Raw genomic sequence first — 17,993 nt, 5'->3', positions numbered from 1 at the left:
TGGCGAATTATTCGCCAGCCATTTACTGCTTTACGACAGGTATCACGAATTACATAGCAGCGCGATAAATCGCCATGATTTCTTCATGAGTCGCCTGAATCGGGTTAGTGAAACCGCAGGCATCTTTCAGAGCATTGGTCGCCAGTACGGCAATATCCTCTTCCTTCACGTTCAACTCACGCAGACCGGCCGGGATATTCACTTTCTGCGCCAGTTCGCGGATCGCCGCGATGCAGGCTTCCGCCCCTTGCTCTGCGCTCAAGCCAGCAACGTCCACGCCCATTGCCGCAGCGCAATCACGCAGGCGAGCGGCAGCCACTTTGCTATTGAAGACCTGCACATGCGGCAGCAGCACTGCGTTACATACACCGTGCGGCAGATCGTAGAAGCCACCCAACTGGTGCGCCATTGCGTGCACATAACCAAGAGAAGCGTTGTTAAAAGCCATGCCCGCGAGGAACTGCGCGTAAGCCATGGCTTCGCGCGCCTGAGCATTGCTGCCATCTGCAACGGCGACCGGCAGGTTTTCCGCAATCATGGTGACCGCTTTCAACGCGCACGCATCGGTAATCGGCGTTGCAGCAATAGACACGTAGGCTTCAATGGCGTGGGTCAGCGCATCCATACCGGTTGCCGCTGTCAGGGACTTCGGCATGCCGACCATCAGCGAGGAGTCATTAACGGACAGCAGCGGCGTAACATGCTTATCCACAATCGCCATTTTAATGTGACGTACTTCATCGGTAATGATGCAGAAACGGGTCATCTCAGATGCCGTGCCCGCGGTGGTGTTAATGGCGATCATCGGTAGTTGTGGTTTTGCAGAACGGTCCACACCTTCGTAATCGCGAATATCACCGCCGTTAGCCGCCACCAGCGCAATGCCCTTCGCACAATCGTGCGGAGAACCGCCGCCGAGGGAAATAACGCTATCACATTCATTTTCTTTCAGTATATGCAGGCCAGCAGCGACGTTACTGGTCGTGGGATTAGGATGCGTACCGTCGAAAATTACGCTGAAAATATCACGTTCCTGTAATGCTTTTTGAATCTCGCCAGCCATACCTAATTTTGTCAGCATGGCATCAGTGACAATCAGCGTACGACGAAAACCATATTCCGCCATTGTATTCATTGCGTCTTTTAATGAATTAGCGCCGATTACATTCACGGAAGGAATAAAAAATGTTGAAGCAGCCATTGTACGATCCTTAATTACTCTAAAGAGTCAGGAAGCATACGAGTGAAATATCCAACAAAATATGATCGTGGTTGTTATTTTAATAACACCCACAATTAAAAAGCACATTAGGTTCATAATCTAATGTGCTTATTTCAATCAATATTTATTTTGTATTAATTCATTTAATTCCTGAATTAATTGTTTCATTACTTTTCGGGAAACAGCAAAGCATCGCGTAATAAATGATCATTTCCCCGGCGACGCGTAAAACCAATGCGGTCAAAATATTCCAGAATCTGGATAGCCAATTTGCGTCCAACGTTAAGCCTGTCGCGGAAATCGGCAGCACAGGTCGATCCTTTCTCCTGATCCAGTTCGCGGATCATATTGGCAAAGGCCACAATACGATCATTACGGTAATAGCGATCTTTGACGATCGCGGTGATGATGCCCTGCTGCGCTGCTTGTCGTAACGCCACACGCATCATCTGCTCATCTGTGCCCGTCTGTTTTGCCAAATCGCGCACCCACCACGGCTCATCGCCAAAAAGCGGTTCTGCTTTTTGCCAGATAGCCTGCTGCTCTTCGCTGAAACCGGCCTTATGATCCGGCAAATGCAGCCAGCCATGATGGCTATGGATGGCACCGCTCTCACGCATCTTTTCAATCAGCAGCAGGACCAACGCTTCGTCTTCCATCGGCAAAGCCATACGGCGCAGGCGTTCTCGCCCAGGTCCTGGTTCATCACGGTGCTGCTCGTGGTACGTCGCCAGCGTATCAAGGACTTTCCGCTGCCAGCGCGCTGCAACGGCAGCATTCAACAGACTGTATCCCGCCTGAATAAAGCCATGCAGCTCAATCAACGGACGCATACCGTTGCCGTTGAGCTGACGCGCCCAGGCGAAGTCAGGAATATTCACCGCCCCGCGCGTCAGATGTAGCGCCAGAGCTTCGCCGTCACTCTGTACCTTCTCCAGCGCTGCCAGCCACTGCAAATATTCCGGCTTACGCTTCCCGCGACGCGGCGGATTGAGCGTTACCACGCGCGCGCCAGCCAGCGTCGTGCGGGCCGAAATATCGCGTAGCACCAGACGGTCGTTATCGGCGAGCCAGAGCGGTGTATCAAATACCAGTTCCGCCAGCGTCCCTTCAAGCAGCGAGATTCTCCCGGTGACGTGGCTGGCCGCGTGGTGAATATGCAGCGGTTGCCACTGCATCAGCGGCGCGGCATGCTCTAAAGAGACAATCACGCGGGTAAACGCCTCTGGCGGTGCATCGGACAGCAGCCAGTCGCCGCGGTTAAGCTCTTCTTTTTGTGCATCACCGGCAATATTCAGCGCAATACGTTGCCCCGCCTGCGCGCGATCGGTGGCCTGATTTTGCGCATGCAAGCTACGTACGCGCATCGGTTTGTTGACGCCCGTGAGCCACAGCGTGTCACCAACAGTCACTTCACCGCTAAGCGCCGTCCCGGTCACCACCAGACCCGCGCCTTTGACCGTAAAGGCACGGTCAATCGCCAGGCGAAAGCTGCAATCGCGGGCATGCTCGCGCGACGTTAATTGCTGTAAATGATCGCGCAGTTCTTCGATTCCACGACCTTCACTGGCAGCCGTCACGAACAGAACCGCATCGGCGAATCCATAGTTCTCAAGCGCAGTATGCACCTCAGTACGTACCGCGTTGATGCGATCGTCATCCACGCGATCGGCTTTCGTGAGCGCCACGGTGATCTGCGGGTTGCCCGTCAGTTGCAGAATTTGCAAATGCTCACGCGTTTGCGCCATCACGCCGTCATCACACGCCACCACCAGCAGCGCATGGTCGATCCCGCCGACACCCACCAGCATGTTGGACAAAAACTTTTCGTGTCCGGGAACATCGATAAATCCCAGAATCCTTCCGTCCGGCTGCGGCCAATAGGCATAGCCGAGATCGATGGTCATGCCGCGCTTTTTTTCTTCCGGCAAACGGTCGGCATTCACGCCGGTAATCGCCTGTAATAACGTTGTTTTTCCGTGGTCAACGTGTCCGGCGGTTGCAATAATCATTTCAGCATCATCTCCATAAACCGGGTCTCGTCCTCAAGGCAGCGCAGATCCAGCCATAAGCGACCATCATAAATTCGCCCAATGATCGGCACGGGCAGCGCACGCCAACGGGCGGCCAGTGCTTCGAGGCGGCTACCGCGCCCGTCATGTGGCGTAAAGGTTAATGCCGCGCTGGGCAGCCTATCAACAGGTAGCGAACCGCTGCCTATCTGCGATAAACAAGGCATAACGTTCAGGGCGAATTCGTCGCCGTAATGATCAGCAAGCCGTGCCTGTAATTGTTGTGCCTGCGCGTGGACAGCCTCCTGCGAGCGGGTGAGCTGGCGTAACGTCGGCAACTTCGCTGCCAGCGCTTCCGGGTGCAGGTAGAGCCGCAGCGTCGCTTCCAGCGCAGCCAGCGTCATTTTATCAGCCCGTAATGCACGTTTCAGCGGATGGCTCTGTAAGCGCGCGATCATCTCTTTTTTACCGACAATAATCCCTGCCTGCGGCCCTCCCAGTAATTTATCGCCAGAGAAGCTCACCAGGCTAACGCCAGCGGCAATCAGCTGTTGCGGCATCGGCTCCTGCGGTAATCCATACTGGCTGAGATCGACCAGCGAGCCGCTGCCGAGATCCGCCACTACCGGAACATCCAGCTCCTTGCCAATAGTGGCCAGCTCTGCCTCATCCACCGACTTCGTAAAGCCTTCGATGCTGTAATTACTGGTATGCACTTTCATCAGCAGACCGGTGTTTTCATTTACCGCCTGACGATAATCTTTCGTGTGGGTCCGGTTGGTGGTACCCACTTCGCGCAGAATACATCCGGCCTGACACATCACGTCAGGAATACGAAACGCGCCGCCAATTTCTACCAGCTCTCCGCGTGAAACGACCACCTCTTTGCCGTTAGCCGTGGCCGCCAGCATCAGCAAAACCGCTGCGGCATTGTTATTGACGATACAGGCGTCTTCCGCCCCCGTCAGACGGCAGAGTAAATCCGCCAGGGCCCGATCCCGATGTCCACGCCCGGCATCATCCAGGCTGTATTCCAGCGTCACTGGCGTGCGCATCGCCTGCACCACCGCCTCGATCGCTTCTTCGGCCTGCGATGCGCGACCAAGATTGGTATGCAGCACCGTTCCGGTCAGGTTAATTACCGGACGCAGCGCACTTTGCGATTCTCGTTCCAGCCGGGCGCAGGCCTCTTGCGCCCAGTCCTCACACCATGCCGGGAGCGCGTGCGTGTCGCGAATAGCTTCTCTGGCTTCGTCGAGCATGTGACGCAGCAGGTCAACCACCCGGGTATGACCGTGAGACTCACGTAAAGCTGGGAAGGCGCTATCGCGCAATAAACGATCGATCGCAGGAAGCTGGCTGTAGAGTGAACGCATGTCGGTTGTCATGAAAGGGCCTGGCTGTTGGTGGCCCTCTCCACCGTGGAGAGGGATATCGATATAGGAAGGATTGTACCGTGACTTTGCTTAGGCGAGTATAATGTGTATCAAGCCTTTGGCGGTTCCGTACGGGCAAAACTTTCGCGTTGAAAGAGCGTTTCCACCAGTTTGACCAGACGCGGGCGATCAACACACCAGCCGGGCGCAACCCGACGGAAATTGAGATAACCGACGGCACAGGCAATCGCAATGGTTGCCAGGTTAACCGTATCCGTTTTCAGCGTACCCTCCGCCAGATAACCTTCCAGCATATCCAGACTACGGGTAATCTTTTCTCGCTGGCGTAACAGTTCGGTTTCTGACTGCTGTGCGACGGGGCGAGCCTGTTCGCGTACCGAGACTAAACCGGCATCCATAATGCCATCGGCCAGCGCTTCCAACTGGCGTACCTTCAGCGCCGCCAGTGGTTCACGCGGCAGCATCGCTGGCGCAATATCCAGCAGTTCTATGTATTCCGCGATAATCGGAGAGTCAAACCAGTACTCGCCCTCATCGGTAACCAACGCGGGCACTTTTCCTAACGGGTTATAGCGTGCCACGCCGTTATCTGCGTTATAGGGGAGTTCATTCACAAATTCGAAGGTGATGCCCTTTTCCAGTAACAGAATAGAAATTTTACGCACAAAAGGGCTGGTATAGCTGCCAATGAGTTTCATGCCGGGTCCTTTTTGCCAACAAAAATATCAGTATGGCTCAGGTCAGTGCAAATGGCAGGTGATGGCGGTCTCAATGATCCAAATAAAGGTAATGCATCCAGCTGGTCATGCGCAGCAGCACTTTACGCATCACTGAAACGTGAGCGAAATGGTCGGAATAGACCGCCACCTGGGCATAGATACCGTCCGGCAGCGCATCCACATCGGCATTGGGAGCCAGCTCAATCGTGGCCAGCACGCCATCGGTACCCGGCACCACCGTTAAGGACTGTAATGCTCCCTGCGCCTGATAAGAACCGCCCGGAACAACCGGCAGAATGCTGGTGAGCTTGCCGGAGAATACCTGGCCTGGCAGCGCGTTGAAGACCACTTCCGCTTCATCACCCGGTTTAAGGCGCAGCAACGAATTCTGGCGGAATTGCGCCACGATTTGCCGTTTTTGTTCCGGAATAAATACCATCACCGGGCGTAGAGGCAGCGCGGCGGCATAGGTCCCGGGCCGGATAAGCACCTGTGTTACATAACCGTTGCTGGGCGCACGTACGATAGTCTGCTCAAGATTGTATTTGGCTTCAGCGAGCTGGGCGCGCAGAGACGCAACCTGAGATTGCTCTCCATTGACCATACTGTCTAACTGGCTCTGAATCTGCGTCTGTTCAGCAACGGAGCCTTTGACCAGCGCATCCTGCGCCAGATAGTTTTGCCGGGCATTGTCGATGTCGCTTTCAGAGAATGGATTAACCTTCGCCTGACTACCCTTCAAATAGCGTTGATAATCTTTATACAGGCGATCTCGTTCAGCGGAAACGCGGGTGGTATTGGCTACGGCTTCAGACAGCTGCGCTTTCATATTGTCGATGTTGTGCGTAGCGGTCACCAGGTCGGCCTGCAGCCTGTCGACCCGCGCCTGATAACGAACGGGATCGAGTTTAAATAACACCTCGCCTTTTTTAATCAGCTGATTATTTTTATCTGTCACCTCACTAACAATTCCGGTGACCTGTGGGGTAACAGGAATTGAAATAACCGCCTTTTGCGCCGTAAAGGTATACGGGTGGTTATAGTTCATTAATAAAATGAGTCCCGCCACAATAAACACCCCACCTAATGCGGCGGTAGCAAGCGTCCATTGATTTACCGGAATACGGAATATTTTAAAAATGGCCCAGGCGAATGCCACATAGGTCAGGACAATCAACAAGTCCATGATCAAATCTCCGGAAAGGTGGAGTTATCGTTTTTTTTCTCCCCATCCAGTCTATTTTCCAACTGGGTGATGCGCGCGGCCAGCGCGGCAATTTCAGGGTCAGGTTCCTTCCCGGACGGCGCGATGTGTGACTGCATTCCCCAGCCTCGTTCTGGCTGATAGAGCGTGGCCCAGATCCACAGGAAGGGCCAAATAACATGCAGCGTAAATAAGCTCACCCAACCCGCCGTATGGATGGCATCGGCATGGGGATGGTTGCGCTTCTTAGCCATGTTATAGGGAATATCATGGATGGCGATGATTCCGTAAAACAGAACCAGAAAAACGAAGATCAGCACACCTAACGCGAAATAGTTTAGAAACATACCCGCCTCGTATTCACGCTAATCAGAGCTTTCAATTGCAGGCAGCCGAAAGGAGTCATGGCTGGTAATTTGAACATAATTGCAGTTAGCCATTTCCGCCATACCACCAGGGTATAAATTTTCAGGTTGATGGCTTGCGGGGTAGTTGCAAGAAATAGGTGATGAAACAGAATCCGCTCCAGATCACACCAGGAGAAATCCAGACAAATATTTATTGCGAAGTAGATCACAAATACCCAACAAACAGCCAAAGCAAAAGCGTGAACAACTTCACACTTAACGCCCATTTTTAGCCAATTCTTGACCTGTGATGTTTTTTTGTACCGATATTTTGTGATGAAAATCACATTAACTAACGCCATACACCCTATATTTACGTGACAAACGTCACATAAAAAGCCGTCGACTGGACAGTTGAACGATTCAGTGCCAGATTTCGCAGTATCTACAGGGTCCGGCTACCTCCTGCCGCTACATTAACAAACCTCGGGCTTTTAGCCTGCGCGACAGCAAACATAAGAAGGGGTGTTTTTATGTCATCCGATATTAAGATCAAAGTGCAAAGCTTTGGTCGATTCCTCAGTAACATGGTGATGCCAAATATCGGCGCGTTTATCGCGTGGGGTATTATCACCGCATTATTCATTCCGACAGGGTGGTTGCCGAACGAAACGCTGGCGAAGCTTGTCGGCCCAATGATCACCTATCTGCTGCCGCTGCTGATCGGTTATACCGGTGGTAAGCTGGTTGGCGGCGAGCGTGGCGGCGTGGTGGGTGCTATCACCACCATGGGCGTTATCGTCGGTGCCGATATGCCAATGTTCCTCGGCGCGATGATCGCAGGTCCGCTGGGCGGCTGGGCTATCAAACATTTCGACAACTGGGTAGACGGTAAGATCAAGTCCGGTTTTGAGATGCTGGTGAATAACTTCTCCGCAGGCATCATCGGGATGATCCTCGCCATTCTGGCATTCCTTGGCATTGGCCCATTGGTTGAAGCACTGTCCAAAATCCTGGCGGCAGGCGTTAACTTCATGGTTGTCCATGACATGCTGCCGCTGGCGTCTATCTTCGTTGAACCGGCGAAAATCCTGTTCCTCAACAACGCCATCAACCACGGTATTTTCTCACCGCTGGGTATTCAGCAGTCCCACGAGATGGGCAAATCCATCTTCTTCCTGATTGAAGCTAACCCGGGTCCGGGTATGGGCGTTCTGCTGGCATACATGTTCTTCGGTCGCGGCAGCGCTAAGCAGTCTGCAGGCGGCGCGGCTATCATCCACTTCCTGGGTGGTATCCACGAAATTTACTTCCCGTACGTGCTGATGAACCCGCGTCTGATCCTGGCCGTTATCCTCGGCGGTATGACTGGCGTATTTACCCTGACTATCCTGAACGGCGGCCTGGTTTCTCCGGCTTCTCCGGGTTCTATCCTGGCCGTACTGGCAATGACGCCGAAGGGTGCTTACTTCGCGAACATCGCTGCTATCTGTGCCGCAATGGCTGTCTCCTTTGTCGTCTCAGCCATTCTACTGAAAACCAGCAAAGTGAAAGAAGATGATGACATTGATGCCGCTACTCGTCGTATGCACGACATGAAAGCGGAATCCAAAGGTGCATCTCCGCTGGCGGCTGGCGACGTGACTAACGACCTGAGCCATGTGCGTAAAATCATCGTTGCCTGCGATGCGGGTATGGGCTCCAGCGCCATGGGGGCGGGCGTACTGCGCAAGAAAGTGCAGGATGCCGGTCTGTCTCAGATTTCCGTCACCAACAGCGCGATTAACAATCTGCCGCCGGATGTCGATCTGGTCATTACTCACCGTGACCTGACCGAACGTGCGATGCGCCAGGTGCCTCAGGCACAACACATTTCGCTGACCAACTTCCTCGACAGCGGCCTGTACGCCAGCCTGACCGAACGTCTGGTTGCTGCACAGCGCCACAACGTGAACGAAGAGAAAGTCCGCGATCACCTGAAAGACAGCTTTGAAGAGGGTGATACCCACCTGTTCAAACTGGGTGCGGAGAATATCTTCCTCGGCCGTAAAGCCACTAACAAAGAAGAAGCGATTCGCTTTGCCGGTGAGCAACTGGTGAAAGGCGGCTACGTTGAGCCAGAATACGTCGAGGCGATGCTGGACCGCGAAAAACTAACCCCGACTTACCTCGGTGAGTCCATCGCAGTGCCGCACGGTACGGTTGAAGCCAAAGACCGCGTACTGAAAACCGGCGTGGTGTTCTGCCAGTACCCGGAAGGCGTGCGCTTCGGTGAAGAAGAAGACGATATTGCCCGCCTGGTCATTGGTATCGCCGCACGTAACAATGAACATATCCAGGTGATCACCAGCCTGACCAACGCTCTGGATGACGAATCCGTGATCGAACGTCTGGCCCATACCACCAGCGTGGATGAAGTTCTGGAACTGCTGGCTGGTAAAAAAGCTTAACCATTAAGTATCTCCAAAATAGTTCGAGCTGCAGAAAGGCGGCAACGCAGCAAATCCCCAGGAGCGTACATAAGTACGTGACTGGGGTGAGCGAGGAGAGCCAACGCATCTGCAGTTCGAAATATTAAGGCGATATCCTCTCCCTTGTGGAGAGGGTTAGGTTGAGGGAAACGCCTCACCCCAGCCCTCTTGGGTAAAAACATTAATGAAGGTTAATACTATGAAAGCATTACATTTTGGCGCAGGTAATATCGGTCGTGGCTTTATCGGCAAACTGCTGGCGGACGCGGGGATACAACTGACGTTCGCGGATGTAAACCAGGTCGTGCTCGATGCCCTGAATGCCCGTCATAGCTATCAGGTTCATGTGGTGGGTGAAAACGAGCAGGTTGATACCGTTTCCGGCGTCAACGCCGTGAGCAGCATCGGCGATGATGTTGTCGACCTGATTGCCCACGTAGATTTAGTCACTACCGCCGTCGGTCCGGTCGTGCTTGAGCGTATCGCTCCGGCCATCGCCAAAGGGCTGGTTAAACGCAAGGCGCAGGGCATCGCCACTCCGCTGAATATTATCGCCTGTGAAAACATGGTGCGCGGAACCACCCAGTTGAAAGGCCACGTTATGAACGCGCTGGCAGATGAAGACAAATCCTGGGTTGAAGAACATGTTGGCTTCGTCGATTCCGCCGTGGACCGCATTGTTCCCCCTTCGGCTTCTGCGACCAACGATCCGCTGGAAGTCACCGTCGAAACCTTCAGTGAGTGGATTGTCGACAAAACACAGTTCAAAGGCGAACTGCCTGACATCCCGGGAATGGAATTAACTGATAACCTGATGGCATTTGTCGAACGTAAACTCTTCACGCTGAACACCGGGCATGCTATAACCGCGTACCTCGGAAAATTGACCGGTCATCAGACCATCCGTGACGCGATTCTCGACGAGAAAATCCGTGCAGTGGTAAAAGGTGCGATGGAAGAGAGCGGCGCGGTACTGATCAAACGCTATGGCTTTGATGCAGCAAAACATGCGGCATACATTCAGAAAATCCTCGGTCGCTTTGAAAACCCGTATCTGAAAGATGACGTTGAGCGCGTGGGTCGTCAGCCGCTGCGTAAACTGAGCGCGGGCGACCGTCTGATTAAACCGCTGCTAGGCACGCTGGAGTATGGCTTGCCGCACGCGAATCTGGTCACCGGTATTGCTGCAGCGATGCACTATCGCAGTGAAGAAGATCCGCAGGCCCAGGAACTAGCCGCGCTGATTGACGAAAAAGGTCCACAGGCCGCGCTGGCACAGGTTTCCGGTCTGGATGCTAACAGTGATGTGGTGGCGGAGGCGGTTAACGCATATAACGCAACCAAATGATAGAGAATGTGGCGCAGGTCAGCCTGCGCCCAAATGACAGATTGTCAGATATGCAGGCAATAATGGAACAAACGCAGGCCTTTGAAAATCGTGTGCTTGAGCGTCTGAATGCTGGCAAAACCGTACGCAGCTTCCTCATCACCGCCGTAGAACTGCTCACCGAAGCGGTGAATATCCTTGTGCTTCAGGTATTTCGCAAAGACGACTATGCGGTAAAATATGCCGTAGAACCCCTGCTCGACGGCGACGGTCCGCTGGGCGATCTTTCCGTTCGTCTGAAGCTAATTTACGGTCTGGGCGTACTCAGCCGGCCGGAGTATGAAGATGCGGAGCTTCTGATGGCGCTGCGGGAAGAGTTAAACCATGACGGTAATGAATACGCGTTCACCGACGACGAAATTCTTGGCCCGTTTGGCGAACTCCACTGCGTGACGGCACTCCCGCCGCCACCGCAGTTTGATACCTCAGACTCAGGTTTGCACGCAATGCAGATTCAGCGCTACCAGCAGATGGTACGCTCCACGATGGTACTTTCCCTGACCGAGCTGATTTCTAAAATCAGCTTAAAAAAAGCCTTTCAAAAATAAGACCCTGCAGGCTTACTTCTCTTCCTGCTGCGGTCGATACAGCTGCCGATAATACGCCAGACGTTGCAGATACAGCTGCGCATTCTCCTGCGGTATTTCAGTAGGGACAACGTTGCGCGGTGGTGTTTTATTCAGATATTCGCGAAAAGCCTGGCTTGAAGCCATAAAATCGACCGTCTTATCAATAAGGGCCGAAACGTTCTCACCTATTTTCGCCATAATCTTCCCTCCTCCATGTATTAACCGCGCTCAGCCTGCGCGGTTGCTCATTTAAGTTTAGGATCGGTTGGGCGATTATATTGAGGAAAACGTGCTTCACTATGAACCCGTCAATAAAAAGCACCACGGCCGACCTTATCACTTAAAATTCCATATTAATCAAAATATTAGTATTTTCATTAGCTGAATAATACTTGCAACATTTGATTATTTATCTTCGATTAGTTGTGAATAATCCCGCTCTGCGCGCATACTATAGGATATTCATCCTATTTTTATCAGAAGCTATCCTATGAAAGAAGTCGAAAAAAACGAAATTAAACGCCTGAGCGATCGTCTGGACGCTATCCGCCACCAGCAGGCAGACCTGTCCCTGGTTGAAGCCGCCGACAAATATGCCGAGCTGGAGCAAGAGAAAGAAACGCTGGAAACCGAGATCGCGCGTTTGCGTGACGTCCACGGCCAGAAGCTGAGCAAAGAAGCGCAAAAGCTGGCGAAACTTCCTTTCCGTCGTGCTATCACCAAAAAAGAACAGGCCGACATGGGCAAGCTGAAGAAGAGCGTGCGCGGCCTGATCGTCGTTCACCCGATGACCGAGCTTGGCCGTGAAATGGGCCTGAAAGAGATGACGGGCTTCGCGAAGAGCGAGTTCTAAGCACTCCCGCATCACAGGCTCTCAAGACACCCGTCGAACGGCGGGTGGCTTGAGAGCATCGGGCTATATTCCGAATTTTTTCTTGTAAATATTTACACCGCTTATATACAAGTTCATTTTTAACGGCAATCTCTGCTTTTCAGAAAAAAAATCCCACCATCATGTCTGTTTGTATTTATACAATGAATTTTTCCATCCTCTTTTTTCATGACCCGCAGAATATAATTGACCCACAAAATTAAATAACATTATCATCTATAAAACAATGCCCCTATATATAAATATTATGATTATATTTTTATAAGGCATTGCTATGGGTAATTAATAAATAATATTGGGTATTTTCAAAATTTCATATAAGCAATGAATATTTTCATTATAACCATACGTTAATGGGTTATTGGCAATGCCCGCAGAATGGTGAGTTAGCTGTATAAATAACAGACGACTATTTACACCATATAAATTATAAATAAGGATATTTTATATGAACAATAATGGAAAATTTGTTCCGCTGCTTGTTTTGGGATTCACATTCTTGTTATCGGGTTGTGATTACTTTGCAGATAAACACCTTGTCGAAGAACTAAAAAAACAACAAAAAGAACAAGAAGAAAAGATAAATTTACTAGAAAAACAACAAACTACGATTATCAACGCAACACAAAAGGTCGCCGAAGTCGTTGGACGCATTGAACGCAAACAACGGCTATTCGACTACACAGAACTGGACCCATCACAAACGCACTATTTTATTATTAACAACGGCAATATCGGCTTAGCCGGGCGTATTCTATCTATTGAGCCAATAGATGATGGGAGTGTTATTCATCTTGATTTGGTTAACTTACTCAGCATTCCCGTATCAAACCTGGCGTTTAATATGACATGGGGTACGAAAAAACCTTCCGAGGCAAAAGATCTGCCTCGCTGGAAACAACTCCTGCTCAACACGCAAATGGATTCGACAATAGAACTCTTACCGGGAGCATGGACAAACGTCACGCTGACATTAAAAGGCGTATCGCCCAATAATCTTAAGTATCTAAAAATAGGCATTAACATGAAAAATGTTATTTTTGACAGAATACAACCTATTAAAGATACAAAAAAGAAATCAAAAAAATAATAGCCATTGATACAACTATTTTATAAAAGGAAAGCACTTATCCATGAACAAAATATTTAAAGTCATCTGGAATGCCGCTACGGGAACATTTATTGTCACCAGCGAAACCGCAAAAAGCCACGGCAAAAAAAGCGGTCGCAAAAAGCTGGCTGTTTCCGCACTCATCGGTCTTGGCAGTATTATGGTCTCAGCGGATGCGCTGGCCAACGCGGGGAACGATACCGGAAGCGGTGTTACCGTATCAGGTACAACGGGAACAGGGTGGGTTGCAATTGGTACCAATGCCACAGCCAATACTTACACCAGCGAAGATGGCGCAAGCGCCGCGATGGGTTATAAGGCCGATGCGATGGGGAAATGGAGTACCGCCATTGGTTCATACAGCCAATCCTCCGGCGACTCTTCGCTAGCGCTTGGCGTAAAATCGGTTTCTGCCGGTGACCGGGCCATTGCAATGGGAGCCTCTTCCTCAGCCGGTGGAGATTATTCGATGGCAATGGGTGTTTATGCCAATTCGAGCGGTGCAAAATCGGTTGCATTAGGTAATCAATCCACTGCGAGCGGAGCAACATCCGTTGCATTAGGTAATCAATCCACTGCGAGCGGTGACGACAGCACTGCATTTGGTAATGGCGCAAAAGCGATAGGCACCAGCTCAGTTGCCCTTGGCACAGGCTCTACCGCCCTGGAAGACAATTCCGTCGCCGTGGGTAACAGCACCACTCAACGGCAGATCACCTATGTTGCTAAAGGCGACATCAATTCCAGCAGTACTGATGCCGTCACAGGTGCGCAAATTCATTCTTTAAGTCAATCCGTCGCCAACCGACTCGGCGGAGGGGCTTCCGTTAATTCTGATGGTACAGTGAATGCTCCCCTCTACGAGGTAGGCACAGGCACCTACAATAACGTAGGCAGTGCATTAAGTGCACTTAACACTTCTATCATTAACACAGGTGCCTCTGTCGCAGGATTAACCGAAGACGCGCTGTTGTGGAATGACAGCACCAGTGCCTTTAGCGCTAACCACGCGGGAAGCACCAGCAAGATCACCAATCTGGCGGCAGGCACCCTGGCCGCAGACAGCACCGATGCCGTTAACGGCTCCCAGTTGTTTGATACAAATGAGAAAGTGGATCAGAACACTACTGATATCGCCACCAATACCGACAGCATCAACCAGAACACTGCCGATATTACCGCCAATACCGACAGCATTAACCAGAACACAACCGATATCGCCGCTAATACGACCAGCATCAATCAGAACACTACTGATATCGCCGCTAATACGACCAGCATTAACCAGAACACAACCGATATCGCCGCTAATACGACCAGCATCAATCAGAACACCACTGATATCGCCACCAACACCACCAATATCAATAACCTGAGCGACTCTGTTACCACGCTCACCAATGATGCCTTGCTGTGGGATGCTAACTCTGGCGCATTCAGCGCTAACCACGCGGGAAGCGCCAGCAAGATCACCAATCTGGCGGCAGGCACCCTGGCCGCAGACAGCACCGATGCCGTTAACGGCTCCCAGTTGTTTGATACAAATGAGAAAGTGGATCAGAACACTACTGATATCGCCACCAATACCGACAGCATCAACCAGAACACTGCCGATATTACCGCCAATACCGACAGCATTAACCAGAACACAACCGATATCGCCGCTAATACGACCAGCATCAATCAGAACACCACTGATATCGCCACCAACACCACCAATATCAATAACCTGAGCGACTCTGTTACCACGCTCACCAATGATGCCTTGCTGTGGGATGCTAACTCTGGTGCATTCAGCGCTAACCACGCGGGAAGCGCCAGCAAGATCACCAATCTGGCGGCAGGCACTCTGGCCGCAGACAGCACCGATGCCGTTAACGGCTCCCAGTTGTTTGCCACCAACGAAAATGTGTCTCAGAACACCACTGATATCGCCACCAACACCACCAATATCAATAACCTGAGCAACTCAGTTACCACGCTAACCGATGATGCCCTGCTGTGGGATGCTGACTCTGGAGCATTCAGCGCTAACCACGCGGGAAGCGCCAGCAAAATCATTAATGTCGCCGCCGGGGAACTTTCTGAGGACAGTACAGACGCGGTGAACGGCTCACAGTTGTATGAAACCAACCAGAAGGTAGATCAAAACACATCAGATATTGCAGATATTAATACGACGATCACCAATCTTGGTACCGATGCACTGAGCTGGGATGAGGCAACCAATTCGTTCTCCGCCAGCCACGGAAGTAGTACGGCAAACAAAATCACCAATGTCGCCGCCGGGGAGCTTTCTGAGAGCAGCACCGACGCGGTTAACGGTTCGCAGCTGTTCGAAACCAATGAAAAAGTGGATCAGAACACGACCGATATCGCCGCCAATACCACCAACATATCTCAGAACAGCACCGCAATTGAGAACCTGAATACTTCTGTCACCGACATTAATACGTCCATTACCGGCCTCACTGATAATGCTCTGTTATGGGACGAAGACATCGGGGCTTTTAGCGCAAACCACGGTGGAAGTACCAGTAAAATAACCAATGTCGCCACCGGGGAGCTTTCTGAGGACAGTACAGACGCGGTAAACGGCTCACAGTTGTATGAAACCAACCAGAAAGTAGATCAAAACACCTCTGCTATTGCGGATATCAATACGTCCATCACCAACCTTGGTACCGATGCACTGAGCTGGGATGACGAAGAGGGTGCGTTCAGCGCCAGCCACGGTACCAGCGGTACCAATAAGATAACCAATGTAGCAGCAGGTGAAATCGCCAGTGACAGTACTGACGCCGTTAATGGCTCTCAGCTCCATGAAACTAACATGCTGATTTCTCAGTATAATGAATCTATTAACCAAATAACCGGTGATACCAGCGAAACCTATATCACGGAAAATGGTACCGGCGTGAAATACATCCGCACGAACGATAACGGGCTTGAAGGCCAGGATGCATACGCAACGGGTGAGGGCGCAACAGCAGTGGGTTACAACGCCGTCGCATCCGGTGCTTCGAGTCTGGCGCTTGGAGAAAACAGCAGCAGCAGCATTGAGGGCAGCATCGCCTTGGGCAGTGGCTCCAGCTCTAACCGCGCTATTACAACCGGCATACAAGCAACGAGCGTAACAAGCGATGGCGTCGTCATTGGTTACGATACAACAGACAGAGAGTTGCTGGGCGCGTTGTCATTGGGGACGGATGGAGAAAGCTATCGTCAAATTACCAACGTTGCGGACGGCTCTGAAGCGCAAGATGCGGTAACAGTTCGTCAGTTACAAAATGCTATCGCCGCCGTTTCCACGACGTCGACACAATATTTCCACGCTAACTCGGATGAGGAAGATTCCCTGGCGGTGGGTGAAAACGCGATAGCCGTCGGCGCGAAAACCATCGTCAATGGCGATTCGGGAGTCGGTATTGGCTATGGCGCAGTCGTAGATCAATCTGCCTTCAACGGCATTGCCATTGGTTCAAACGCACAGGTAAATCACGCCAACAGCATCGCGCTCGGCAGCAATTCACAAACCACCGTCGGCGCACAAAGCAGCTATACCGCTTACAACATGGATACGCCACAAACGTCAGTGGGCGAAGTTTCTGTAGGCAGTGGCGATGGCCAGCGGCAGATCACCAATGTTGCAGCAGGAAGCGCAGACACCGATGCCGTAAACGTTGGTCAATTGAAAGTCACTGACAGCCGTGTTGCCGCAAATACCGAAAGCATCAATAACCTGAATACCCAGGTTAGCAACCTTGATACTCGCGTCACCAATATCGAAAACTCTGTCGGCGATATTGTCACTACGGGGAGCACCAAATACTTCAAGACCAGTTCAACAGGTGCCGATGCAAATGCCCAGGGTGCAGACAGCGTCGCGATGGGTTCCGGATCTATTGCGGCTGCTGAAAACAGCGTGGCGCTAGGCACAAATTCCGTCGCAGATGAAGCTAATACGGTGTCTGTCGGCTCTTCTACTCAACAACGTCGTATTACCAATGTTGCCGCAGGGGTGAACAACACTGACGCGGTTAATGTGGCGCAACTGAAAGCCTCAGAAGCAGGTTCCGTTCGTTATGAAACCAATACCGATGGCTCGGTTAACTACAGTGTGCTCAACCTGGGAGACGGGAGTGGCGGTACCACTCGGATCGGCAATGTTTCAGCGGCGGTGAACGATACGGATGCGGTGAACTATGCGCAATTGAAACGCAGCGTAGAAGAAGCAAACACCTATACCGATCAAAAAATGGGTGAAATGAACAGTAAAATCAAAGGAGTAGAAAACAAGATGAGCGGCGGTATTGCCTCAGCAATGGCCATGGCCGGTCTTCCACAAGCTTACGCACCGGGAGCCAACATGACCTCGATTGCTGGGGGTACGTTTAATGGTGAAAGTGCCGTCGCACTCGGCGTGTCTATGGTGAGTGAAAGCGGGGGCTGGGTTTATAAATTGCAAGGAACCAGTAACAGCCAGGGCGATTACTCTGCAGCCATTGGTGCTGGCTTCCAGTGGTAATGAAGTAACAATACTCCCGACATCAAAGGCAATGGCATCATGCCATTGCCTTTTCACTTCTCTTTGTTGTCCTCACCCGCAATTGGCCCTACCAATTTTAGCCAGATCCTACCAGCACCTCACATTTCATTAAA

Annotated in this window: 13 protein-coding genes; 6 read left to right on the top strand and 7 right to left on the bottom strand. The window is 51.5% G+C overall.

Annotated features, from left to right (window positions below):
* Nucleotides 1–49 precede the first annotated feature (49 nt).
* The 6 genes from yiaY to HV243_RS00770 all read right to left on the bottom strand — a co-directional run bounded on the left by yiaY (nucleotide 50) and on the right by HV243_RS00770 (nucleotide 6,901).
* The gene (gene yiaY, locus HV243_RS00795) at nucleotides 50–1,201 is read right to left on the bottom strand and encodes an L-threonine dehydrogenase (RefSeq protein ID WP_053388709.1); all 1,152 of its coding nucleotides are present in this window, start codon (nucleotides 1,199–1,201) and stop codon (nucleotides 50–52) included.
* Between the two features lie 188 nt (nucleotides 1,202–1,389).
* Complete coding sequence (selB, locus tag HV243_RS00790) at nucleotides 1,390–3,234, bottom strand: selenocysteine-specific translation elongation factor (RefSeq protein WP_053388710.1); 1,845 nt, start codon at nucleotides 3,232–3,234, stop codon at nucleotides 1,390–1,392.
* On the bottom strand, nucleotides 3,231–4,622 hold the full coding sequence (selA, locus tag HV243_RS00785) for an L-seryl-tRNA(Sec) selenium transferase (protein WP_016154951.1): 1,392 nt from the start codon (nucleotides 4,620–4,622) through the stop codon (nucleotides 3,231–3,233). The genes selB and selA overlap by 4 nt, the downstream gene beginning before the upstream one ends.
* A 98-nt stretch (nucleotides 4,623–4,720) precedes the next feature.
* Nucleotides 4,721–5,329 carry a glutathione S-transferase gene (locus tag HV243_RS00780; protein ID WP_046275795.1) on the bottom strand — a complete coding sequence of 203 codons (609 nt, stop codon included), beginning with the start codon at nucleotides 5,327–5,329 and terminating at the stop codon, nucleotides 4,721–4,723.
* Between the two features lie 70 nt (nucleotides 5,330–5,399).
* A complete protein-coding gene (locus tag HV243_RS00775) occupies nucleotides 5,400–6,536 on the bottom strand; it encodes an HlyD family secretion protein (RefSeq protein WP_016157740.1) in 1,137 nt (378 codons plus the stop codon).
* Nucleotides 6,537–6,538: 2 nt separating this feature from the next.
* Complete coding sequence (locus HV243_RS00770; RefSeq protein ID WP_047359011.1) at nucleotides 6,539–6,901, bottom strand: DUF3302 domain-containing protein; 363 nt, start codon at nucleotides 6,899–6,901, stop codon at nucleotides 6,539–6,541.
* 533 nt (nucleotides 6,902–7,434) lie between these two features.
* On the opposite strand from HV243_RS00770, the gene mtlA reads away from it, so the two are divergent.
* The 3 genes from mtlA (at nucleotide 7,435) to mtlR (ending at nucleotide 11,307) form a co-directional block, all read left to right on the top strand.
* Nucleotides 7,435–9,351, top strand: coding sequence for a PTS mannitol transporter subunit IICBA (mtlA, locus tag HV243_RS00765; RefSeq protein WP_016154956.1), 1,917 nt, complete (start codon nucleotides 7,435–7,437; stop codon nucleotides 9,349–9,351).
* Nucleotides 9,352–9,571: 220 nt separating this feature from the next.
* Nucleotides 9,572–10,720 carry a mannitol-1-phosphate 5-dehydrogenase gene (mtlD, locus tag HV243_RS00760; protein ID WP_016154957.1) on the top strand — a complete coding sequence of 383 codons (1,149 nt, stop codon included), beginning with the start codon at nucleotides 9,572–9,574 and terminating at the stop codon, nucleotides 10,718–10,720.
* Nucleotides 10,717–11,307, top strand: coding sequence for a mannitol operon repressor MtlR (gene mtlR, locus HV243_RS00755; protein ID WP_005120486.1), 591 nt, complete (start codon nucleotides 10,717–10,719; stop codon nucleotides 11,305–11,307). The genes mtlD and mtlR overlap by 4 nt, the downstream gene beginning before the upstream one ends.
* A gap of 12 nt (nucleotides 11,308–11,319) precedes the next feature.
* On the opposite strand, the gene HV243_RS00750 is transcribed toward mtlR, so the two are convergent.
* Nucleotides 11,320–11,526: a hypothetical protein gene (locus HV243_RS00750; RefSeq protein ID WP_016154958.1), complete on the bottom strand. Its 207-nt coding sequence runs from the start codon at nucleotides 11,524–11,526 to the stop codon at nucleotides 11,320–11,322.
* Between the two features lie 292 nt (nucleotides 11,527–11,818).
* Here HV243_RS00750 and HV243_RS00745 point away from each other — a divergent pair, with 292 nt between their 5' ends.
* The 3 genes from HV243_RS00745 to sadA all read left to right on the top strand — a co-directional run bounded on the left by HV243_RS00745 (nucleotide 11,819) and on the right by sadA (nucleotide 17,859).
* Complete coding sequence (locus HV243_RS00745) at nucleotides 11,819–12,181, top strand: YibL family ribosome-associated protein (protein WP_016154959.1); 363 nt, start codon at nucleotides 11,819–11,821, stop codon at nucleotides 12,179–12,181.
* Nucleotides 12,182–12,668: 487 nt separating this feature from the next.
* Entirely contained in the window at nucleotides 12,669–13,310 is a 642-nt protein-coding gene (locus HV243_RS00740; protein WP_181603921.1) for a DUF3251 domain-containing protein, read from the top strand.
* A gap of 43 nt (nucleotides 13,311–13,353) precedes the next feature.
* Nucleotides 13,354–17,859, top strand: a complete 4,506-nt coding sequence (gene sadA, locus HV243_RS00735; protein WP_181603920.1) for a trimeric autotransporter adhesin SadA — start codon at nucleotides 13,354–13,356, stop codon at nucleotides 17,857–17,859.
* Nucleotides 17,860–17,993 lie beyond the last annotated feature (134 nt).

The sequence above is a fragment of the Citrobacter sp. RHBSTW-00599 genome, assembly GCF_013784065.1.
Classification (GTDB): domain Bacteria; phylum Pseudomonadota; class Gammaproteobacteria; order Enterobacterales; family Enterobacteriaceae; genus Citrobacter; species Citrobacter braakii.
Note: the sequence above shows the minus strand (reverse complement) of the source record. Positions and strands in the feature narration are given on the sequence as shown.